This window comes from bacterium (assembly GCA_020440705.1).
Classification (GTDB): domain Bacteria; phylum Krumholzibacteriota; class Krumholzibacteriia; order LZORAL124-64-63; family LZORAL124-64-63; genus JAGRNP01.
The window spans coordinates 1-22638 of the sequence record JAGRNP010000061.1 but is presented as its reverse complement, the minus strand read 5'-3'; the positions used below and the strand labels follow the sequence as shown (position 1 = coordinate 22638).

19 protein-coding genes are annotated in these 22638 nt (G+C 68.9%); 3 read left to right on the top strand and 16 right to left on the bottom strand.

Features of this window, described 5'->3' with window-relative positions; all coding sequences use genetic code 11:
* The 3 genes from KDM41_10535 to KDM41_10525 form a co-directional block, all read right to left on the bottom strand.
* Positions 1–196: zinc-ribbon domain-containing protein (locus KDM41_10535; protein ID MCB1183861.1), on the bottom strand; the 196-nt coding region annotated here is incomplete at its 3' end.
* A gap of 89 nt (positions 197–285) precedes the next feature.
* On the bottom strand, positions 286–1239 hold the full coding sequence (locus KDM41_10530; GenBank protein ID MCB1183860.1) for a M28 family peptidase: 954 nt from the start codon (positions 1237–1239) through the stop codon (positions 286–288).
* Positions 1229–7693, bottom strand: a complete 6465-nt coding sequence (locus KDM41_10525; protein ID MCB1183859.1) for a hypothetical protein — start codon at positions 7691–7693, stop codon at positions 1229–1231. Before KDM41_10525 ends, KDM41_10530 begins: the two co-directional genes overlap by 11 nt.
* Positions 7694–7969: 276 nt before the next feature.
* On the opposite strand from KDM41_10525, the gene KDM41_10520 reads away from it, so the two are divergent.
* From KDM41_10520 to KDM41_10510, 3 genes are all read left to right on the top strand, one after another.
* On the top strand, positions 7970–9397 hold the full coding sequence (locus KDM41_10520) for an LptF/LptG family permease (GenBank protein ID MCB1183858.1): 1428 nt from the start codon (positions 7970–7972) through the stop codon (positions 9395–9397).
* Positions 9394–10470, top strand: a complete 1077-nt coding sequence (locus tag KDM41_10515) for an LptF/LptG family permease (GenBank protein MCB1183857.1) — start codon at positions 9394–9396, stop codon at positions 10468–10470. Before KDM41_10520 ends, KDM41_10515 begins: the two co-directional genes overlap by 4 nt.
* A 251-nt stretch (positions 10471–10721) precedes the next feature.
* Positions 10722–11375, top strand: coding sequence for a PKD domain-containing protein (locus KDM41_10510; protein MCB1183856.1), 654 nt, complete (start codon positions 10722–10724; stop codon positions 11373–11375).
* Between the two features lie 119 nt (positions 11376–11494).
* Here the strand turns inward: KDM41_10510 and metK are convergent, their stop codons facing one another.
* From metK to lptC, 13 genes are all read right to left on the bottom strand, one after another.
* The gene (gene metK / locus KDM41_10505; GenBank protein ID MCB1183855.1) at positions 11495–12640 is read right to left on the bottom strand and encodes a methionine adenosyltransferase; all 1146 of its coding nucleotides are present in this window, start codon (positions 12638–12640) and stop codon (positions 11495–11497) included.
* A 32-nt stretch (positions 12641–12672) separates the two neighbouring features.
* Positions 12673–13737, bottom strand: a complete 1065-nt coding sequence (locus KDM41_10500; protein ID MCB1183854.1) for a bifunctional phosphoglucose/phosphomannose isomerase — start codon at positions 13735–13737, stop codon at positions 12673–12675.
* Between the two features lies 1 nt (position 13738).
* Positions 13739–15490 carry a phosphoenolpyruvate--protein phosphotransferase gene (ptsP, locus tag KDM41_10495; protein ID MCB1183853.1) on the bottom strand — a complete coding sequence of 584 codons (1752 nt, stop codon included), beginning with the start codon at positions 15488–15490 and terminating at the stop codon, positions 13739–13741.
* Positions 15491–15497: 7 nt separating this feature from the next.
* Entirely contained in the window at positions 15498–15791 is a 294-nt protein-coding gene (locus KDM41_10490; protein MCB1183852.1) for an HPr family phosphocarrier protein, read from the bottom strand.
* 47 nt (positions 15792–15838) lie between these two features.
* Positions 15839–16630: a PTS system mannose/fructose/sorbose family transporter subunit IID gene (locus KDM41_10485; protein MCB1183851.1), complete on the bottom strand. Its 792-nt coding sequence runs from the start codon at positions 16628–16630 to the stop codon at positions 15839–15841.
* On the bottom strand, positions 16627–17412 hold the full coding sequence (locus tag KDM41_10480; protein MCB1183850.1) for a PTS sugar transporter subunit IIC: 786 nt from the start codon (positions 17410–17412) through the stop codon (positions 16627–16629). The genes KDM41_10485 and KDM41_10480 overlap by 4 nt, the downstream gene beginning before the upstream one ends.
* Positions 17409–17909, bottom strand: coding sequence for a PTS sugar transporter subunit IIB (locus KDM41_10475; GenBank protein ID MCB1183849.1), 501 nt, complete (start codon positions 17907–17909; stop codon positions 17409–17411). The genes KDM41_10480 and KDM41_10475 overlap by 4 nt, the downstream gene beginning before the upstream one ends.
* A complete protein-coding gene (locus tag KDM41_10470) occupies positions 17909–18298 on the bottom strand; it encodes a hypothetical protein (GenBank protein ID MCB1183848.1) in 390 nt (129 codons plus the stop codon). The genes KDM41_10475 and KDM41_10470 overlap by 1 nt, the downstream gene beginning before the upstream one ends.
* A gap of 19 nt (positions 18299–18317) precedes the next feature.
* Entirely contained in the window at positions 18318–19316 is a 999-nt protein-coding gene (hprK, locus tag KDM41_10465) for an HPr(Ser) kinase/phosphatase (protein MCB1183847.1), read from the bottom strand.
* A complete protein-coding gene (locus tag KDM41_10460; GenBank protein ID MCB1183846.1) occupies positions 19313–19849 on the bottom strand; it encodes an HPF/RaiA family ribosome-associated protein in 537 nt (178 codons plus the stop codon). The genes hprK and KDM41_10460 overlap by 4 nt, the downstream gene beginning before the upstream one ends.
* 36 nt (positions 19850–19885) lie before the next feature.
* A complete protein-coding gene (gene rpoN / locus KDM41_10455; protein MCB1183845.1) occupies positions 19886–21313 on the bottom strand; it encodes an RNA polymerase factor sigma-54 in 1428 nt (475 codons plus the stop codon).
* A 72-nt stretch (positions 21314–21385) separates the two neighbouring features.
* Positions 21386–22132, bottom strand: a complete 747-nt coding sequence (lptB, locus tag KDM41_10450; protein ID MCB1183844.1) for an LPS export ABC transporter ATP-binding protein — start codon at positions 22130–22132, stop codon at positions 21386–21388.
* On the bottom strand, positions 22129–22638 hold a 510-nt coding region (gene lptC / locus KDM41_10445), incomplete at its 5' end, for an LPS export ABC transporter periplasmic protein LptC (GenBank protein MCB1183843.1). The genes lptB and lptC, both read right to left, overlap by 4 nt.

Genomic DNA, 22638 nt, shown 5'->3' with positions numbered 1-22638 from the left:
CGGGGGCCGGCGCGGCCGGGCGGGCCGACACCGACTCGTAGCCGGTCGTCACCAGCGGTTCTTCCCGCCGGGCATGGGTCCCGTCCAACTGGAAGACGCCGCTGCAGGCCGGGCAACGGACCTTGATCACCCGATCGGGGATCTTCGCGTCGTCAAGTTGGTATCGGGCCTCGCAATTGGTGCAGGTGGTGATCATGAACCCACTCCTCGGATTCCGGTAGAAAGAAACACGTCTGCAGCCATCATCGGCCGTGTGCCGGGCATATTTAGCGGGAATTCGCGGAATCAGGGACGGCGGACCAGGTCCAGGACCAGCGTCCCGGCCTGGCCCAGGGAAGCCGCAGAGCACGCCGCGGGAAGATCGGCCGTCGTGTGCCACTCCGGGTAGCCGAAATCGATCAGGTCGATCGCCGGGATCCCCGCCTGCAGGAAGGGGACGTGGTCGTCGAAGACCGGCGGCCCGGGCTCCGCCACGAACATCTCCAGGCCCAGTTCCGCGGCCCGCCCGAACACGTGGGCCGTCAGATCGGTGGCATAGCCGCGGGAATAGGCTTCCTGGGGCACTCTCGCGCCTTTTTCGCCCACCATATCCAGCAGGATCAGGCCCTGGGGTGCCGGACCCGCCAGGGGGCTGCCGAAATCGTCCCAGGTGGCCGCCAGATGGCGGCTGCCCAGGCAGAAGCCGCCGGGATCGCCCGCCGTCCCGGAGTCCTCGCCATCGAAGAAGAGGAGCAGCACATCCTGGGGCGGCGGGGTGGCGGCCAGGACCTCCATCAGGTGCAGCAGGACCGCCGTGCCGCTGGCGCCGTCGTTAGCCCCGGGGACCGGCAGCCCGCGACGGGCGGGGTCGGGGTCGTGATCGGCGATGGGGCGCGTGTCGAAGTGGGCGCCGAGCCACCAGGGTGCCGCCGTGTCGGGTCCGGTGCCGCGGACACGGACGACGACATTGCAGATCTCGATCTCCTCGCCCCCGAGGGGGTCGACCACGTCGAGGCACACCTGGGTGGCGCCATGGCCATTCTCGCGGGCGGTGGCCACGATCAGATCGCGCAGGGCGGTGTTGGCCGCCGTGCCCGGCACGCGGGGCCCGAGGGCGACCTGGCGTTCGAGCCAGGCGAAGGCCGCATCGCCGCGAAAGGTCCCACCGTCGCCGCCGGTCGCGTCGGCGGCGGCCGCCGCTTGCCCGCACCCGAGCAGCAGCCCCAGCACCAGTCCCGTCGTTGCCCATCTAGAAGACAAAGGTCGCCTCCACGCCGAGCCCGAGGCTGGTCGTCGTCTGGCCGCTGGCGATGTTGTTCGAGCGGCTGAAGATGAATCGCATGGCCGTGTTCAGGCTCCGGGTCACCTGGACGCTGAACCGCGGGCCGAGGCTGTAGCGGGTGGTGCCCGTCGGCGTCGACGGCGTGCCGTTGGCGTTGATGCGTTCGCTGCGGTCGGTCTGGTAGGACATGTCGACATCCATGCTGATGGCCTGGCTGCTGCCGGGACGGTAGAGCCCCAGCTTGGCGAGGAAGGCGTCGGCCCGGAACTGGTGCCGCAGGTTCAGGCCGAACCGGTTCCGGTTGCCCCGGGTGGTCACGCCGTTGGAGAGGGACCGGTCCTGGGCCAGGGTCGCGTTCAGGGTCGCCGTCATCCCGCTCTGGAACGTCATCTGCCAACGGGGCGAGATGGTGGTCGAGTACTTGGGGTTGTAGCTCAGGGCCGTGTAGTTGTCCACCGACTTGCTCTGCTTGTAGCTCAGGTTGATGTTCGAGTTCTTGAACCAGCCCGACTCGCGGTCGTCCGGATCGGCCCCGAAGACGCCCCAGCGCTCCAGTCCGTTCAGGGAGATCTGGGCGTCGGGCCAGTCCTGCTTGTAGGTCTCGGTGATCGAGCCGACCTGGTCCCGCAGACCCGTGGTGTTGGAGTACTTCACGTCGAGGGTGAGGTTCCGGGAAACCTGGCTGGTCGTGGAGAGGGACAGGTTGTCGCGCTCGGTGGCGGCCCCCGAGGCGTAGTCGTCCGCGGTGACGTCGAGGTTGTTCACGAGGCCCGTCTTGTACCAGAAATCGGCGGTCTTGAGCAGGCGCGCGTAGGAGCTGCTGCGGTCGCGGGAGTAGGTGACCTTCAGCGGCGTCAGGTTGCGCAGCGTGTTGAGGAACGGGTTGAAGATGGCCAGCGGATTGATTCCCGGCCCGCCGGCGTCGACGGGGGCCGGCTCCTGGATCAGGCCCTGCTCGCGCTCGAGCTCGCGCTGCTCCTCGGCGGCCTGGAGCAGGCGCTCCTCCTCGCGCCGCCGCCGCTCCTCGGGCGTGAGGTCCTCCTCGCCCGGCAGCGGCACGGCCCCCGGTTCCTGCTGGTCGCCCTGGTCCTTGACCGTCGGTTGCCGGTTGCGACGGGCCTGCTGCTCCTCCCGCGCCCGCTGCTGCTGCACCAGCCGCTCGCGCTCGTTCTGGGAGTACTTGCGTTCCGGGAACGTCTTCTTGAAGACGTCGCCCCAGGGCAGATCCATGCGGAAGTCCCACTTGCCCGAGTTGCTCACGCTGCGGATGTTCGTCGGGTCGTTGGGCTGCCGGATGGCCGGGTCGTGGACGTCGGCGAAGCTCCCCGTGAACTGGACGCTCGGCCGCAGGGCCCCGATGCCCCGCACCACCGCGCGCACCGGCATGAAGATGGGTCCACCCGGGATCGAAGCCGGCTTGGGCGGCACGAACGTCATGCGCAGGTCGTAGGAACGCTTGTTCTCGGTGCCGATGTTCACGCCGAACTTGTCGCTCGGCCGCAGCAGGTCGCGCTCGGAGCGCCCGCCGGCGCTGAGGTCGACGATGGTCAGCGGCTGGTAGTCCACGTTGGCGGTGAAGGTCGCCGGCCGGGTCTTGGTGTTGGCGCGCGGCGTCTCGGTGCCGTCCTGGGCGATGCTCACCGACTGGTTCTCCGTCGCGGTGAACGAGGCGCCGAAAGCCACCTTGCGGGGCACGAAGCTCAGCCCGCGCAGGAGCGGTACGTAGTTCAGCCCGGGGAAGCGCCCGAGCACGTACTGCCCGGTGATGCGCAGGTCGTAGTTGACCGATCCGGACAGGCTCTTGTTGAAGGAGCGGTCCAGCGGGCTCGACTTCCGCGTGCGGGAGCCGTTCAGGGAGAGCACCCACGGGTCGATGGCGTAGCGCAGGACGGGCGACTTCGAGGGCGTGTGGCTGAGGCGCGTCGAGAAGCGCTCCTGGGTCTCGAGCGTGGACTCCTCGGCGCGCACGTTCTCGTCGAGGATCTCGATGTCGCTGTTCGTCTCGTACTTCGGCCGCTGGGTGACGCGGCGGCGGCTCACGTTCACCGGCAGCTTGAAGCCGAGCAGCGGCACGAAGTCGTCGACGCTGAGGCTCGTGTTCAGGGACCAGTCCTCGTAGTTGATGCCCGAGCCGGTGTTCTTGTCCAGGCCGTGGTACTCGGCGTCGGTGTAGCGCCAGTCGAAGTCCGACTTGATCACGTCGGCCATGTTCAGGCGCAGGCCGACCCGCTGGGCGAGGCCCTTGTCCCGCTTCACCCCCTCGAGCCGCACGTCGTTCAGGTAGATGGTGCCCGTGGCCGGGATGCTCTGGGCCCGGTTCGCGACGCCGAAGTAGTAGCGGCGGACGCGGCGCAGGTCGGGCCGCCCCACCACCCGCACGTCGTAGCTGTCGGCCGTGCGCACGTCGCCGATGCGGTCGCTCACGCTGCCGTCGTCGTTCAACTGGCCGTTCTTCGTGTTCGAGAGTTCGGCCAGGTTCAGGGTGACCTGGTGCCAGCCCGTCTTGCGCGCCGAGTCGGCGTAGCGGTAGGTGACCTCGTAGTAGTTCAGGGTGTCCGAGCCCACGCGGAAGAAGAGATCGAGGTCGGCGTTGGCGTGGTCGGTGTTGTTCCAGTACCAGCTGATGTCCCGGTAGGTGGTGTAGTCGTCGCCCTGGCTCGAGACCTGCTTGCTGGCCCGCACCATGTGGCCCTGCTCGATGTCGGCGAAATTCAGGACCAGGGACTGTTCCTTCTCCGGGATGTTGTTCACCTCCTCGACGGTGAACGGCGGCCGGTAGTCCGGATTCTCCTTGTTGTTCACCTCGCCGAGGAAGAAGCCCTCGTCGGGCAGGCGCTCGCCCTGGCTGAGCAGCACCTCGTCGTCGATGCGCCGCACCCCCTCACGTTCCCAGCGGCTGCCCAGGAAGCGGAACTCGGAGAACTGCAGGTAGACCTCGTCCTGGCCCACGGGGCGGGCCGGGTCGCCGTCCTCGTACCAGATGCGGGCGTGGGTGACGGCCTTGATGTTGGGCGCGATGTCGGTCCCGGCCGAGTCGACCGCCGCCAGCGGAATGCGGTATTTCCGCCACGAGATGCGCTGGTCGACCAGGTCCTGGACGTCGTCGTAGTCCTGCACGACGTCGACGAGGGGCTCGGTCGTGGCCAGGTCGATGGTCACGGTGAAGAAGCCGTTGCGCCGGTCGAAGAGGGTGTCGCCGTCGATGTCCTCGGCGTCCTCGCGGTTGTTGCGGGCGGTGCCGTTGATGAACGGATACGGCGAGTCGCCGTCGACCTCGTAGGAGGCGTCGAACCGCTGCGGACCGGTGTCGCCCCGGCCGTCGAGACCGATGTCCTCCTCGTAGGTCCAGACGGCGTCGCGGTTGGTGTCCTCGAGCTGTTCGGTGCCCACCTCGAGGGAGTCGCCGCGCAGGGGCCAGAAACCGTCCTCGTCGATGTAGCCGAAGTCGATGTGGACGCGCCCCCGGCGGTTGGCCGGATCGGGCTGGCGGTCGTTGATCCAGATCTCGACGAACTGGGACTTGGAGAGGTCGAGGCCCGTGCGGCTCAGGCCGCGCATGATGCCGCCCCAGGATTCGGCGGTCCAGCCGTCGTCCTCCCGCAGGTACATGTCCATGGTCGGCTGGGTCTCGTCGCGCTCCTGGTTCACCAGGTCGGGGTTCAGGTAGCGGCGCAGGGTCCGCTCCTTGGGCAGGAACCAGCGCACGTGGTCGGTCCGCGCCTGGGGCGAGAAGACGCGCGAGTCGTTCTGCCCGGCGCCCACGAAGGGCCGGCTGGCCCAGGTCCAGCCGATGCGGCTGAGGCTGATCTGGTCGGAGGCGTCGACGCCCTCGAAGTCCTCGAGGAAGACCCGCCCCTTGGTGTTGGGGTTGGGCAGGCTGATGGCCATCTCGCCGTTGAACTGCAGGCTGCTCTCGCGCTCGGTGTTCTTGCGGCTGAGGAAGTTGGCCACGTGGGTCAGGAAGTAGGGCCGGAAGGTGTGCTGCAGGTTCATGTTGCCGACGAGGTTCTTGCTCGGCTCCTCGCCCAGCTTCGCCTTCTCCCCCACGATGGCCTCGGTCTGGTACAGCCAGGTCGTGGCGAACTTGCTGTCGCGGCCCAGGTCGTAACCCAGGTTCAGGCCCATGAGACTGGTGTTGCCGCCGCCGAAGAACGGCGAATAGGAGTAGGTGACGGCGATCTTGTCCTCGGGCGCCAGGCTCGCCGCATCGCCCTTGAGCTGCAGGTCGCCGAAGGTGTAGTCGATCTCGTAGTCGGTGCCCTTGGTGAGGGTGCGCCCGTTGAGGGTCACGACCTCCGAGCCCTCCTCGATGTTCGAGGCGCCGAGGCTGAACGAGCTGGCCGCCGAGGCGTGGCTCGAGATGATCTTGAACTTGCCGAAATTGCGGTAGTCGCTCGTGTTGGCGATGGAGTACAGCTGCGGCGACATGAAGTCCTGCATGTAGGAGTCGGTGTAGACGAACGCCGCCTCCTCCGGCTTCTTGAAGGTGTTGTAGTTCGCCTCGTAGACCGCCGGATCGGCATCGAAGGGCTCGGGGAAGTCGAGGGGGAACTTGAGCAGTCCCCGGTCCAGGTCGAAGAGCAGCGGGTCGTTCAGATCGATGAGCCCGTCGGCGCCCTCGGTGCCGTCCTGGCGCCGGGTGTCGAGCCCGAAGATGCGGACGTAGTCGAAATCGTTCCGGTCGAAGGCCGGCTGGTCGACCGAGTTGTCGTCGATCTCGATGCGCAGGCTGAAGGTCGAGGGGTCGATGTTCGCGCCGCCCAGGGAGTAGATGTTGCGCATCACGTAGCCGAAGACCTTGGCGTCGGTGTCGTTCTGGGGCAGCTTGATGGCCTTCATGCGGTAGAAGCGGCCCTCCTGCCCGGTGATCGGCTGGGTGGCGGCGCCGGCCGAGGGGTCGTCGCCCACGCGGTAGGAGTTCCCGTCGGTGTCGGTCACGAGGTAGGTGACGGCGATGATGTCGGCGTCGGGCTGGCTGTTGCGCAGATCGATGGCCTCGAGGCCGCCGGCCACGTTGAGCAGCACGTCGAAGTCGGTGATGGGCCGCCAGCGCTGGCCCACCGCCGCGGCGCTGTCGGCGAAGGCGAGGCCGGGCCAGGCCCGGAAGCCGGTGCGGTCGATGTAGGCCGCGACATTCTGGACGTCGCCCTCGACCAGCTGCCCCGGCCCCATGGCGCGGAAGATCTTCACGGTGCTGACGTCGATGCGTTCGGTGCCCCGCCGCCCGAACAGCTCGTTGGCCGGATCGTCGAGCCGGAAGAAGCGGTTGTTGATGTAGTCGGCCGAGGAGATGACATGATCGGAGACCTGGCCGCCCGAGGCGTTGAAGGTCTTGGCGCTCGACTCGGCCTTCTGCTTCGAGGCCACCGCGGTGAAGTCGGCCCGGCCGAGCTGGCCGGTCACCTTCACGCCGAACAGGCCCGACTTGTTCGAGTTGTAGCCCAGGAGCTGGCTGCCCGGCAGGGTCAGGCCCACGTCGCCGGTCTCGATGGTCTTGATGATCTCGTCCTCGTCGCCCTGGTACATGAGGCGGATCTTGGTGGCCTCCGGCCCGATGGCGGCGCTGTTGTGGTCGACCTCGATGATGATCTTCTCGCCGATGGTGCCCGACAGGTTGATCTGGAGCTCCTGCTCCATGTCCAGGGTCGGGAAGAGGCTCTGGCTCTGGACGCGCTCGTTGGGCACGAAGGGCTTGACGACGGTGCTCTCACCCGTGATGGCCAGGTGCTCGCGGCCCGTGATCTTGATGCGCGTCTTCTCGCCGCGGCCGATGATCTTCTCGAGGGTGCGGGGCAGCTTGATGGGGATCGTCAGGTTGATCAGGCCGTCGTCGTCCTTGCCCGTGCGGCCGCTGCCGGCCACGTCGAGCTTGCGCGTGCGGACGAGGCGCTGGCCCACCTCGTGGCGCCGCCGGGCCCCCCGCTCCACCTCGTCCACGAAGACCTCGACCAGGGGGTCGCCGACCGGGCGCGCCGGGAAGTAGGTGAACCCGCCCGGCAGGGTCTCGGAAGTCGGGAACAGATAGAAGAATGTCGGGTATCGGAACTCGGTCATGACCCCGAGGGGACCGTTGTACTCGACCAGGTACTCGCGGCGGATGAGGTCGACCCGGGCCTTGTCGGTCATGTGCTTCGCGAACGAGGCGGACAGGCCGGGCCGGAGATCCGGGCGCCGGACCGGATCGACGCCCATGTCGACCAGGCGGCGGCGCAGGACGAGGCGCTCGACGCCGAGCAGGCGGGGGTCCTCGGTGGCTCGCAGGACGGGGTCCAGGCCGTAGAGGATCGGCCCGCGCCCGTAGTCGGGATCGGCGTGGGACGGGCCGGCGGCCAGCAGGGCCAGCAGCAGCAGGGGCAGGCCGACGACCGGGCGCAGCAGGCGGCGGCCCCATGGGGCCAGGCGCCGCAGCTGGTGGACCGTCCGCTTGCTCAATTCGGCGCTCCTCGGGCCGCCCGCGGGGCGCGCGGCGCCGCGAGATTTGTCTGGCGCCGGGGCGCCGCGTCCACGAAAATGGTCAGACTGTGCCCCCGACGGGACCCGGAAAGGCCGTGGCCGCTCCGACCCGGGTGGCCATAAATCATTCAATCTGAGGCGGAACCGACGGTCCCGGCAGCACCCGCGCCGCGGCCCGCGCGGGGATCCCGGCGGCGGAAATCGTCCGCCCGATCCGGGTCGCCCGGAGCCCGTCGGCGGTGGGAAGACGACTGCATGTACCTGATCTACAGACACTTGCTGGCATCTGCCGCCGGGCCGTTCGTCTTCGGCTGGTTCGTGATCACGTTCCTGCTGATGATAGACGTCCTCTTCAGGTACGTCGATCTGTTTGTCAGCAAAGGTGTTCCGTTTTTCCTGGCCACGAAGGTGCTGGCGCTCAGCCTGGGCTACACGTTTGCATTATCCGTACCAATGGCGGTACTCATCGCGGTCCTGATGAGTGTCGGCCAGATGGCCAACGACAACGAGATCACGGCCATGAAGGCGTGCGGCATCAGCCTGTGGGCGGTGCTCCGCCCCCTGCTGTTCGGGGCGGCCCTCATCGCGGCCGGCCTGACCGCCTACAACCACTACGTCTTCCCCCGTTCGAACCACACCCTGGCCAACCTGCTCTACGACATCAACCGTTCCAAGCCCATGCTCGAGATCCGCGAGCAGCAGTTCACCGACCTGAGCGACCAGATGATGATCTACGTGGGCAGCAAGGACGACAAGACGGGCGCCATCACCAACGTGCAGATCTTCGAGAAGCAGAAGCCCGGCGACCTGTCCCCGCGCATGACCGTGGCCGCCCGCGGGCGGATCGTGCCCGACCACGCCACCGATTCGATGCTCATCGAGCTCTACGACGGGGAGATCCACGAGGTGCCGGACCCGGCGGAACCGGACGTGTACCGGGTGATCCGCTTCAAGCAGCACAACCTGCAGCTCGAGAACATGGAGCGGGACTTCCAGGAGTCGGGCCGCACCACCCGCGGCGACCGCGAGATGGATCTGAACGACCTGAAGGCCGCCGCCGCCGAGGAGCGCCGCAACAAGACCATGGTCTTCGGACGCGTGCGGGACGCCTCGGCCACCTTCCTCGACTGGGAGCTCGGCCTGCTCGATCCGGCGCGCCGGGCCAACCTGCTCGGCCCGGACGCCCTGCCCGACGACGCCCGGCGCGACGGCGCCCTCGAGCGGCGCTTCCGCAGCGCCCGCACCAATGCCGAGCGGGCCGCCGAGAGCAGCCGGCACCAGCAGCGCCTCCTGCAGACCTACGCCGCGCGCGAGAACCGCTACATGGTGGAGTTCCACAAGAAGTTCTCCATCCCCTTCGCCTGCATGGTCTTCGCGCTGCTCGGGATCCCGATGGCGGTGACGACCTCGCGCAGCGGCAAGGGCGTGAGCGTGAGCCTGGCCCTCGGGGTGTACCTGGTCTACTACGCCTTCCTGATGGCCGGGGAGAAGCTGGCCGACAAGGGCCTGCTCGACCCCGCGGTGGCCATGTGGAGCGCCAACGTCTTCCTGCTCGTGGCGGGCGTGCCCATGTTCGTCAAGGCGGCCCGGGAGTCGAGCCTGCTGAGCATCACGCTCCGGCCGCGGCGCCGGGGGCCGCGACGCTCCGGACCCGCAGCGGCGACCGCCGGCGGAACCGCGTGATGAACCTGATCCACCGCCAGCTCCTGCGCAGCTTCGTCCGCAACCTGGGGTACACCATCGTCGGGGCGCTGATCCTGTTCACCCTGATCGACATGCTCGATCACATGAACAGCTTCCTGGACAACGACGCCACCGCGTCGATGATCGGGCGCTACTATCTCTACAAGGCCGTGTGGATCATCGACACGGTGCTGCCGATCGCCATGCTCATGGCGACCCTGTTCACGGTGGGATCGCTGGCCCGGTACCTCGAACTGACGGCCCTGTTCGCCGCCGGCTGGTCGCTGATGCGGGTGGGCCGCCCCCTGGTCGTGCTCGGCATCCTGGTGACCGTCTTCTCCCTCGCCTGGCGCGAGTACGTGCTGCCCACGGCGAACCTGAAGCGCAACCACGTGTGGGAGGTGGAGATCCACAAGAACCCGGATCGCATCCGGCCCACGCAGCACATCCCGGTGACCGACAGCGACGGGCGGGCCTACTACGCCCGCAAGTTCGACCCCAACTCGGGCGTGCTGACCGATCTGAAGATCTTCACCTACGACGGCCCCGTGGTGGTCGAACGCATCGAAGCGCGGCGGGCCGAATGGGACGGCACCCACTGGACGCTGATCGACGGGACCCGCCGGGTCTTCGACGGCGAGGAGGAGACGCGCACCACCTTCGACCGGCTGACGGCCCGGGACCTGACGGTCGATCCCAAGGGCTTCTACCGGGACCGGATCCGCCAGGAGGACATGAGCATCCGGCAGCTGCGGGACCACATCGACCTGGTCAGCCGCAGCGGCGGCGACCCGACCACCGCCCTGGTGGACATCCAATTCAACCTGGCCTTCCCCCTCGTGAACCTCATCGTGGTGCTGCTGGGGCTGATCCTGGCCTCGGGACCGCGCAAGACCACCGTCGCCTCGGGGTTCGGCTGGACGCTGCTGGTCAGTTTCGGCTACTACCTGTTCATGAACTTCGGCCGCAGCCTCGGCCACGCCGGCACCCTTTCGCCCCTGGTGGCCGCCTGGACGGGCAACGCCGTCTACCTGGCCATCTTCCTGGTGCTGTACGCGCGGGCCCGGCGCTGAACCGCCCATCCGGCGCTGCGGCAGGGATTTGTCTGGACTCCTTGCCCGCGCTGTCCTAGCTTAATACATTGATGCGACCAGGCAGGGTGGGCCCGGAACGGGGTTTCGGGACTTCGAGGCGTGCGCGGACACCGTCCAGGAACGGGCGCCGGGCACCGCATCCGGGCACGACGTCCGGTGAGGCCGTCCGCGAGGGCGACCCAGATCCCCCCTGAGCATTCCAGCCACCCCACAGGGAGACGACCGAGCACATGAAACGAGCCTGTTTGCTTCTGCTGCCCGCGCTGCTGCTGCTCGCGCTGGCCGCCGGCTGCAACGACGAGTCCAAGCCCGTCTTCACCCGGGTCCGGGTCACCCCGGCCTGCGGTGTGGCGCCCCTCCAGGTCGAGGCCTACGGCGTGGTGTCCGGCGGCAACGAGACCGGCGACCCGGCTGGCGCCAACAACCTGCTGGACATGACCTGGAAGTTCGGGGACGGCGGCACCGGTTCGACCACCGTGGCCTACCACCGTTACGACGTGCCCGGCGAGTACACCGTCACCGTCACGGCGACCGACCAGGACGGCAACACGGCGAGTGCCCAGGTGCCCGTCGTCGTCATGGCCGACAGCCTGGTGATCACGGCCACCTCCAGCGTGCCGGACGGCAATGTCACGGTGGGCCAGCCGATCACGTTCGCGCTCACGGCCATGTCCTGCGACATCGACTTCCCCACGGTTCCCGGCGACTCGGTCAAGATGGCCTACCGCTGGGAGATGGGCGACGCGGCGGCCACCGTGTTCAGCGGCGCGGGCCCCACCTTCTCCTACGGCGTCGCGGGCGAGTACGACGTGACCGTGGCGGTCACCAACCCCGATCTCCCCGCGTCCCCGCGGCCCCCCCCCCCCGACCCCGTGGCACCGTAGTCTCCGCCCAGCGGCCGGACGCGGGTCCGGTTCCCGCGTCCCGGGCGGCGCGGCACGGAAAAAAAAGGCGGAGCCATCAGCGGCTCCGCCTTTTTTCGTGTCCGCGCCCGGGGCGGGGATCAGCCGACGGCCTTCTGCAGGGCCTCGACGAGATCCGCCTTTTCCCAGGAGAACGCCACGTCGTCGCGGCCGAAATGGCCGTAGGCAGCCGTGGCCCGGAAGACCGGCTTGCGCAGTTCGAGGCGGTCGATGATGCCCTTCGGCGTCAGGTCGGCCACCTTGCGGATCGCCGCGGTGATCTGCTCGTCGCCGGCCTTGCCGGTGCCGTAGGTCTCGACGTTGATCGAGACGGGCTCGGCCACGCCGATGGCGTAGGCCAACTGGACCTGGCAGCGGTCGGCCAGACCCGCGGCGACGACGTTCTTCGCCAGGTGGCGGGCCGCGTAGGCCGCCGAGCGGTCGACCTTGGTGCTGTCCTTGCCGCTGAAGGCGCCCCCGCCGTGGGCCGCGCTGCCGCCGTAGGTATCGACGATGATCTTGCGTCCGGTCAGGCCGCAGTCGCCCAGGGGACCGCCGACCACGAAGCGGCCGGTCGGGTTGATGTGGCTCTTGTAGCCCGTGTGGTCGACGTCGAACTTCGCCAGGACGGGGTCGATGACGTGCTTCTGCAGGGCGGCCCGCAGGTCCTCGTTGGAAATGTCCGGACCGTGCTGGGTGCTGAGGACCACCGTCTCGATGCGGATCGGCTTGTCGCCCTCGTATTCGCAGGTGATCTGGGTCTTGCCGTCGGGCCGCACCCAGGGCAGGGTGCCGTCCTTGCGCACCGCGGCCAGGCGCTGGGCCATGCGGTGGGCCACGGTGATCGGCAGGGGCATCAGCACGTCGGTCTCGCGGCAGGCGTAGCCGAACATGAGGCCCTGGTCGCCCGCACCGCCGGTGTCGACGCCCATGGCGATGTCGCCGCTCTGCTTGTCGATGGTCGTCAGCACGGCGCAGCTGTCGGCGTCGAAGCCGAACTCGGCGTCGGTGTAGCCGATGTCGCGGATCGTGCCGCGCACCAGGTCCGGGATGTCGATGTAGGTGTTCGTCGTGATCTCGCCAGCGAGGCAGGCCATGCCCGTGGTCACCATGGTCTCGCAGGCGATGCGCCCGGTCGGGTCCTCGGCCAGGATGGCGTCGACGACCGAATCGGAAATCTGGTCGGCCACCTTGTCGGGATGGCCCTCGGTCACGGACTCACTGGTGAACAGGTACTTCTTGCTCATCGTCGGAACTCCCTCTTTCGCCGGTTGCTCGTTCAGCCCAGCGCGGTCTTGAGTTTGCTGATTCTATCGACCGGTACGGGATCGACCCCGTTCCGGTGGGCCAAATGGCAACTCAGGTAATCACCATATTGCACCAGGGACATGACCCGCGCCAGCGGAGTTTCCCCCGCCGCCCGGATCTCGTGGACGTCCGCGAACTCGTCCCAGAGCAGGTCGCGGGTGATCTCCACCCGCGGGGCCGTCCGTTCGTTGTCGTCCGGACCCCGCAGGATGATAAGCACGAATCGCTCGCGCTGCTCCGGCGCCAGGGCCCAGCCGACCAGGTCGTTGTGGTCGAGTTCGGGAAATGCCGCCAGGCAGGCGGGCATCTTGCTGTTCTCGTTGAGCTGCGCCTTCAGCCGCAGCCCCGCGGCGTGGGCCTCGAGGCCTGCCGTGTAGATGACCGGCACCCGACCGGCCAGGATCGTCGCCAGGTCGGCCGGGGACGGATTGCCGGCCCCGTCCTCGACCCCCGCCGCCGGGGCGGCCATGGGGTCGCGCCGCGCGGCGTCGAGGCCGCGCAGCAGGGCCGCCGCCTCGTGGATGTGCCCGCCGCCGCCGGGGACCACGCCCAGCCGCTCGAGGACCCGCACCAGGGCACCGAGACCGAAGCCCAGCGAAGCCCGCGGCGGCAGTCCTCCGGGCAGCGCGACCACGGGGAAGTGTTCGCGCCCGGCCAGGGCGGTCAATTCGCCCCCCGAGCTGACGGCGATGCGGGCGCAACCGAGCTCGCCGGCCCGGCGCGCGCCACTGAGGCTCTCCTCGGTGTTGCCCGAGTAGCTGCAGCACAGCACGAGGTCGTCGGCGTCGACCCAGTGGGGCAGCCCGTAGTCGCGCCAGACGGTGAGGGACACCCGCCCGGCCTGCAGCAGGGGCTGCACCAGGTCGCCGGCGATGGCCGAGCCCCCCATGCCGCAGAGCACGATCCGCCGCAGGTCCGCACCCGCCCGGCCGATCTCGTCCAGCCCCGCCAGGGCCGCGCTCCGCTCCATCTGCTCCGGCAGGGCGCCGATGAGCCGGAACATCTCGCCCAGACCGCCTTCCGGCCACTCGCTCATTTCAGCTCTCCCCGTTGCCGCGGGCGCGCTTGCGCCCCGCGATGTAGTCGGCCAGCCACGCGTCGGCCTCGTCGGCCGTCGGCAGGTCGATCAGATGGTCCACCACGTCCCGGGCCTCGTCCAGGGTCGTCCAGCGCACGACCTGCTTGATCTTGGGCAGGGCCGCGCCGTGGAGGCTGATCTCGTCGAGTTCCAGGCCGAGCAGGACCTCGGCCAGGCGCGTTTCGGAACCCATCTCGCCGCAGAGCCCGACCCAGATGCCGGCCTCGTGGCCGGCCCGGACCGTGCGCCGGATGCTGCGCAGGATGGCCGGGTGCAGGGGCCGGTAGAGGTAGGAGACGCGGGCGTTGCCCCGGTCCATGGCCAGGGTGTACTGGATCAGGTCGTTGGATCCGATGCTGAAGAAGTCGCACTCGGCGGCCAGGAGGTCGGCCGCCAGCACCGCCGACGGCGTCTCGACCATGATGCCGACAGGGAGGTCGCCGCGGTGCTCGACGCCGTCCCGCACCAGCTCGGCGACGGCCTCGTCGTAGACCTCGCGGGCCTGCCGCAGCTCCTGCACCCCGGTGATCATGGGGAACATGAGCTTGGCCTCGCCGGCGGTGGCCGCGCGGCAGATGGCCTTGATCTGGGTCTTGAAGAGCTGGCGGTTGGCCAGGCTGAAGCGGATGCCGCGCCAGCCGAGGAAGGGGTTGTACTCGCGCTTGGCGCCGAGATAGTCGGAGACCTTGTCACCGCCCACGTCGAGGGTGCGGAAGATGACGGGCCGCCCCTCCATGCGTCGGACCATCTCGGAATAGACCCGCACCTGGTCGTCCTCGGTCGGGATCGTGCGGTGCTGGAAGAAGAGGTACTCGGTGCGCAGCAGGCCGATGCCCTCGGCGCCGCGGGCGAGGGCCTCGTCGAGCTCGACCGGCAGCTCGATGTTCGCCATCATGCGGACGCGGTGGCCGTCGGGCGTGACGGCGGGCAGGTCCTTCAGGCCCACGAGCTTCTCGTTGATGACGATCTGCTGGCGGGTCAGGAGGGCGAACTCGGCGCGGGTCGCCTCGTCGGGCCGGGCGATGACCCGGCCGTCGGTGCCGTCGATGGCGACCGTCTGGCCCGCCGGGCGCCGCGAGGCGGCTCCGCGCAGGCCCACGATGGCGGGCACCCCGATGGAGCGGGCGAGAATGGCCACGTGGCTCGTGTTGCCGCCTTCGTCCATGATGAAGCCCAGGACGTTGTGGCTGCCGAGGGCGGCCGTGTCGCTCGGCGTCAGGTTCACCGCCGAGACGATCGACGGTTCGGGCGGGCCGGCGAGGTGGTCGGCGACCTCGCCCTGGAAGGCGCGCAGCACCCGCTGCTCCACGTCGCGCAGGTCATTGACCCGCTCGCGGAAGGTCTCGTCCTCCATCTCCAGGAAGCGGGCCGCCAGGTCGCCCACGGTGCGGGCGAAGGCCGCCTCGGCGTTGATGCGCTCGAGGCGGATCACGGCGAGGGTCGCGTCCCACACCATCTCGTCCTCGAGCATCAGCAGCTGGGCGGAGAGGATCTCTGCCTCCTCGGCGCCGAGCTCGGCGGTCAGCCGTTCGATCAGGCCGAGGATCTCCACCTTGGCCTGGGCGACCGCACTGCCGAAACGGTCGATCTCCGCCGCGAGCTGCGCCACCTCGACGCTGCGGCGGACCGGCACGATGGTCTTCTGGCGCACCGGATGGATCGGCCCGACGGCGTAGCCCGGGGAGGCGGCGATGCCCTTGTAGGTCTTCACGCGGCGATCAGCCGGAATCGGCTTCGGGGGCGGGTTCGGGGTGGGCCAGATCGACTTCGATGAGCCGGATCAGGCGGCGGGAGGCCTCGTCCTCGTCCGTCCCGTCGACCTCGATCTCGACCACGGTGCCGCACTCGGCCGCGAGGCTCGCCAGGCCCATGATGCTCTTGGCATTGGCCACGCGTCCGTTGAAGCGGATCGTCACCTCCGACGCGAAGGTCTTGGTCAGTTTCACGATCCGGCCGGCGGCACGCAGATGGAAGCCCACCGGATCGGACACGGTCGCGGTCACGGTCTTCAATGGAATGGTCCCCTGTGGATTTGGAAAACGAATGTCGGTCCCACAATTTAACCTCCCGCGAACCAAACCGCAAAGGCGAGCACAAGGGCCAGGGCCACGGCCACGAAAATGAGCACCTCGCCCGGCAGGCGGCGCCTCAGCACCGCCGGCAGCACGAGCCCGAGCCCCACCCCCGTCCAGAGCAGGCCGTCGTCGACGGGAATCCCCGGCGCGGCCACCTTGGCCAGGTAGGCCCCGGCGGTCATGCCCGTCAGCAGCATGGCCACCCGCTCGGCGGCGGCGATGCCCCGGTGCCAGTGGCGGTGATGGAGCAGGTCGACCAGATCGAAGCCCAGGGCATAGCCCCGGTCCAGGCTCACCCAACGCAGCACGAGCTGGCCGACGCCGAATGCCGCCACGAGCCCCATGATCACGCCCATGCGACCGGCCAGACCGGCGAGGCAGATCGCCATGGTCAGGGCCGGCCTGATGCCGAGCCAGAAGAGCTGGTCGCCCAGGCTGGCAAAGGCCCGGCCCAGCGAGTCGCGCATCTTCGCCGCCATCCCCGGGGGCATCGGCGCGCCGCCGGCCCGGTCCTCCTCCAGGCGCAGCAGGCCACCGATGACGAAGTTGGCCAGGTAGGGATTCGTGTTGAAGAACTCGTAGTAGCGGCGGCAGAAGACGCGGTCGCTCATGAGGTCGCGCCGGCGGGAGCGCAACCAGGGCAGCAGGCTGACGAGCAGCCCGAGATTCTGCATCCGCTCGTGGTTCCAACTCGCCTGCAGGGCCAGACTGCGCACGAACACGCGCCCCCGCAGGCCGAGGGGCAGACGGGCCCGCGCGGCGCCGGGCGCGCTCACAGCACGTACCTCGCGAAGCCGAAGGACAGGGCCGCCCCCCCGGCGAGCCAGGCCCAGCCGGTGCGCAGGCCGTAGCGCTCGGCCAGATTGCCCAGGCCGAGGCCCGGCAGCAGCAGGGGCACCATGGTCAGGACCCCGTGGACGAATGTCGGCAGGTCGCCGAAGAGCGGCAGCCAGACCCGCCGCAGCACCAGCAGCACCACCACCGTCACCGCGAAGCCCCGCAGGAAGGTGGTGGCCAGGCACCGCAGGTGGATCGCCTCGACCCGCTGCAGGCGGCCGTCGCGCAGGGTGCGGTGGCCTTCGCGCATCCAGAGGTTGTGGGCGCGACGTTCGGCCTGCACCAGGAGGTGGCCGGACATGCTGGCCAGCCCCACCGCCACGACCAGCCAGCCGATCAGGGCCACGGGCAGCCGCGTGTCGGCCGCCAGGGCCGGCGACAGCGAGCGGCCGGACAGCACCGCCGCCCCGACGGACGCCACCACGGCGGAGGTGGGGTCGCCGGTGAAGGTCTGGCCGACGGGCAGGTTGCCCGCCATGATCAGCTGGATCGGCAGGCCGAGGGCCAGGCCGCTGAGGGGATCGCCGAGAACCGCCCCCGCCAGCACCGCGGCGGGCAGCGGCTGGGAGAACCAGGTCTGGGCCAGGGCCGTGTCGTCCAGGACCAGGACCCCGCCCAGGAGGCCGAGGCCGAGCACCGCGGGCCACGACGGGTCGCCGGACGGGACCAGGGTCGCCAGGCCGGCCAGGGCCGCCGCGAGGACTGCCCCGAGCGGCGTCATTCGCCCCCCGCCCCCATGGCGGCCAGACGCTCCCGGTCGACCGCGTACTCGCGCCCGCCCGGGACCTGCTGGGCCGACAGCCGCGTGCCCATGTCGAGCAGGCGCGAGAAGGCCCGCAGGTCGGCCTCGTCGACGTAGACGAAGGGAAGCATCTCCCGCTTGCCCGCCGAGAAATGCAGCCCGCCCACGTTCACCTTGGCCACCGGGGCGCCGATCCGCACGAGTTCGGTCATCTCGGTGGGAGAGGCGGTCAGCAGGAGGATGCGTTCGTCCAGGTGGGCGGGATCGGCCAGCTCGGCGGCCGCCCGCGAGACCGGAAGGATGGACACCTCGATCTCCGGCGGCACGCTGCTGGCGTAGACCCGGGACTGCCACGGGTCGGCGGCGACGGCGTTGTCGGCCAGGATGATGCGGTCGGGCCGGAGCTGGCGGCTCCAGCCGACGGTGACCTGGCCGTGGATGAGGCGATCGTCGATGCGGGCCAGGACGACCGGCATCAGCGCCCCCCGACCAGGGTGATGGCTTCACGCCCCTTCTGGACGATGCGCGAGACGAGTTCGCCGTGGTCGCCCCGGTCGCGCCAGGTGACGTAGCCCAGGAGCATGGCCAGGTTCACGCCGCTGACGATGGAGCGCCGCGGCGAGTCGCCACAGGCCAGGATCGCCGCGTTGGCGCAGCTGCCGCCGTAGTCGTCGATCAGCACGATCTCGCCCTCGTCGCCGTCGGCCTCGGCCAGCCAGGCCTCCACGGCCCGCTGCAGGTCCTGGGCCGAGCGGCCCGCGTTCGACATGGCCGACAGGCCCTCGATCGGACCGAGTATCAGTTCGACCACCCGCACCAGTTCGGCACCGAACTGGCCGTGGGTCATGACCAGTGCCCTGATCATCGTCTCGCCTCCGGACCGCTCACTCGCGGTCGTGGTCCAGGTAGTTGTGCAGCCGGTTGCTCGAGCGCATGGTGCTCAGGATGCGTTCGTTCAGCACCTGGGCCGCGTCGTAGCCGTAGATCTTCAGCATGAAGTTCAGCGCGATGACCTCGCTGATCACCGTGATGTTCTTGCCCGGGAAGAGCGGCACCGCCACCTGCGGCAGCGAAACCCCGAGGATCTCGGTGAAGCGGTTCTCCAGGCCCGAGCGCTCGTAATCGACCGTGTCGTCCCACTCCTGTAGCTGCACTTCGACCTCGACGCGCTTCTGCATGCGGATGGCCCGGATGCCGAAGATGGCCTGGACGTCGATGACGCCCACGCCGCGGATCTCCAGGTGGTGGCGCAGCACCTCGCGGTAGCGTCCGATGAGGACGTCCTCGTTGGTCCGGGTCAGTTCGACGATGTCGTCGGCCACGAGGCGATGGCCGCGTTCGATGAGGTCGAGGGCGCACTCGGACTTGCCGATGCCCGAGCGCCCCGTGAACAGCAGCCCGACGCCGTACACGTCGACCAGCGTCCCGTGCACCTCGGTGCGGGGCGAGAAGACCCGCTCGAGGTGGTGCGTGATCTCGGCCATGAACTCGACCGCCGGCAGGGCCGAGCGCACGAGCGGAAACGACCGGCGCCGCGCCAGGTTGATGATGCACTCGGGCACGGTCTGGTCCATGGCGACGAAGATGGCCGGAGGCTGCAGCTCGAGCACCCGTTCGACGGCGGTGCACTGCTCCGCTTCGGACAGGGTCTCGAGGTAGGCCATCTCCGACTCGCCGAAGACCTGGATGCGACCGGGCAGGAAGTTCTCGGCGAACCCCATCAGGGCCATGCCGGGCCGGTGCACGTCCGCCGCGGCGACGGGCACCGGCTCGGCGGGCATCTCCACCATCATCTCCAGCAGCAACGTGTCCCTGAGGTCGCGATAGACCCCCTGGACCGTCACCGTCGGCGTGGTGACTCCCTTGCCGCCGTGACGGGTCATGCGGACTCGTCCCGGGCCTCCATGTGGCCCAGTTCGCCGTCGTCCCGGCGGTAGATGACCGCGACGCGGGCGTTCTCGACGTTGCGGAAGACGAGGAAGGGCTGGCCGGACCCGCGCAGGCTGGCCTTGGCGGTGCCCACGTCCATGTCCTTGAGCACGAAGGCCAGGGGGCTGTCCTCCTCGGCGGCGTCCAGGGCGATGTCGGCCAGCATGGCCCGACCGAGGCCGCCGGTCTCCCCCTTCTGGCGCCCGCTGATCTTGCCCTTGAACTTCTCGAGCTGCTTGCGGAGGTTCTCCGCCAGTTCGGTCACGGCGACTTCGGGCTCGTGGCCTTCGGCGTGGGCCCGGAATTCGGTCGCCTTCAGGTGCATCACCGCCGCCGCGCTGAAGCGGCCGGCGTCGTGGTCGATGTTCAGCTGGAACGACTGCACGGGCCGGGGGCAGAAGCGCACGAGCTTCTCCACGGCCGCCTCGATGAATTCCTTCTGCTCGTCACCCAGGTTGAAATGACGGGCCTTGATTTCCATCTGCATGGCGTCCTCCTCGGCTGGGGTCGACGGGAGCCCGGGCTAGAACTGCTTGCGCATGCGCGCACTCAGGATGCCCATCTGCTCCCGGTACTTGGCCACCGTGCGGCGAGCGATCTTCAGGCCGCTCTCCTGCAACATATCGACGATCTTCTTGTCCGACAGGGGCTTCGACGGGTTCTCGCCGTCGATGATCTCCCGGATCATGATCTTGACGGCCTTGGCCGCCACCTCGGTGCCGCTGTCGGAGTCGAGACCGGCGCTGAAGAAGAACTTCAGCGGAAAGACGCCGCGGGGCGTCTGGACGTACTTCTGGCGGGTGACCCGGGACACCGTCGACTCGTGCATCCCGATGGTCGAGGCGACCTGCTGCAAGGTGAGGGGCTTGAGGGCGATGGCCCCCTTCTCGAAGAACTCCTGCTGCTCGGCCACGATGGCCTCCATGACCTTGATCATGGTGCGGCGCCGCTGCTCGATGGTCTTGATGACCCACTCGGCGTGGCGCTTCTTCTCGTCGATGAACTTGACGGTGTCCTCGTTGTTGCGCGCGGTGCCTTCGTAGGCCTGGCTGACGCGCAGGCGCGGCAGGTTGCCGTCGTTGAGATAGACGGCGTACTCGTCGCCGTCCTCGTCGACCTTGACCACCTCGAGATCGGGCACGATCGCGCGCGCGCCCTCGGCCTGGCTCGAGAGGCCGGGCCGCGGGTCGAGCTCGCCGATGCGCTGGGCGATCTCCTGCACGTCCTTGGGGGTGATCTTCATGTCGCGGGCGATGTCGCCGAACTTGCGGTTCTTCAGCGCCTCGAAGTGGTGCAGGATGACGTGGGCCTCCTCCGAATCGGCGAGACCGCGGGCCTCGAGCTGCAGCAGCAGGCACTCCTGCAGGTCGCGCGCGCCCACGCCCGGCGGGTCGAATCCCTGCACGATGCGCAGCACGGCCTCGACCGTCTCCTCGTCGACCTCGTAGTAGGCGGCGATCTCGGCCACCGGGCAGCCCAGCATGCCGTCCTCGTTCAGGCAGCCGATGATGTACTCGCCGATGCGGCGCTCGAGTCCTTCGGGCACCGCCAGCTGGAGCTGCTCGGTGAGGTCTTCCTGCCCCGAGGGGATGTATTTCTGGGGCCGCTCGAGTTCGTCCTCCTCGACGTAGCCCTGGTCGGCGGCGACGCTGCGAAAGCCCTCGTCCCAGCTGTCCCCCCAGTCGCGGTCCTGGTCCTCGGGGGCGAGTTCGGACTCGCGCACCTTCTCCTCGTCGGCGGTGATCTGGTCCTCGCGCCGGGCGACGTCGTCGATCTCGTCCTCGGGTTCGATCTCTTCCAGGAGGGGATTGCCCTGCAGTTCGCTGCGCAGGATCTGCTCGAGCTCCAGGGTGGGCACCTGCAGGAGCTTGAGGGCCTGCTGGAGGCGCTGCGTCATCACCAGGTTCTGACGCAGGGATAGGTTCTGGCGTAAGCCGATGTTCGGGGCCATGTTGTCTTGCCTTCCTCGATCCGGTCTGGCCGCCCGGGTTCCGTCCCGGGCCGTGGGTCCAACTACAGGCTATTAAAGCCGGAACTTTTCGCCTAGATAAATTTCGCGGGCCTTGTCCGAGGCCACGATCTCGTCGGCCGAGCCCGACAGCTCGATCCGGCCCTCGAAGAGGATGTAGGCCCGATCGGTGATGTGCAGGGTCTCCCGCACGTTGTGGTCGGTGATCAGCACGCCGAGGCCCTGGTCGCGCAGCTGGGAGACCACCGTCTGCAGGTCGGCCACGGCGATGGGGTCGATGCCGGCGAAGGGCTCGTCCAGCAGGATGAACTTGGGCTCGGTGACCAGGGCCCGCGCGATCTCCACCCGGCGCCGCTCGCCGCCGCTCAGTTCGTAGCCCCGGTTCTTCCGGATGTGGGTCACGCCCATCATCTCCAGCAGTTCGTCCTGGCGGCGGTGGCGCTCCTGGCGGCCGAGCCCCCGGCTCTGCAGCACGGCCATGACGTTCTGCTCGACGGTGAGCTGGCGGAAGATGCTCGACTCCTGGGGCAGGTAGCCGATGCCGCGGCGCGCCCGCTTGTACATGGGCAACCGCGAGATGTCGCTGCCGTCGAGGTGGACCTGCCCCGCGTCGGGCGTGATGAAGCCGACGATCATGTAGAAGGACGTGGTCTTGCCCGCGCCGTTGGGGCCGAGCAGGCCGACGATCTCGCCCTGGTTGAGCAGCAGGTCGACGCCGTCGACGACGGCGCGGCCCCGGTAGACCTTGCGCAGGCCGGTGGCCGTCAGGACGCTGGTGCGGGGGTTGTCGGTGCTGCTCACGGCCCCTCTTTCCCGGAGCCGGGAGCCGGCCGGGCCAGATCGGTGGTGTCGGTGACGGCGGCCTTCACGTCGCGCTTGAGTTCAATGTACTCCAGATCCGGCGTGGCCTCCAAGCCGAATCCCGTCATGACGTCGGCCCTGCGCGTGAACCGGTTGAAGACGTCGTTGTGGATGAGGCCGGACTTGTCGTCGAAATGCAGCTCCTCGGTCTCGAGGCGGCGGCCGTCGTCGGTCGTCACCACCACGTTGCCCCAGGTGAAGACCTGCTTGGTGACGGTGTTGGCGGTCCCGCTGTCGGCGACCAGCACCGAGAAATGGGCGCCGTCCTGGAAGAAGTCCATGTGCACTTCGCTGAGCACCATGTCGCGCTGTCCGCCGTACTTGCGCATCTCCTCGCTCTGCAGGATCCACTGCTTCACGCCCGCGTCGGACTCGACCAGGCGGTAGTCGAAGATCTGTTGGGTCGGACGCTCGCCCGCGGCGCCGGGGCCCGCGAGCGAGTCGGC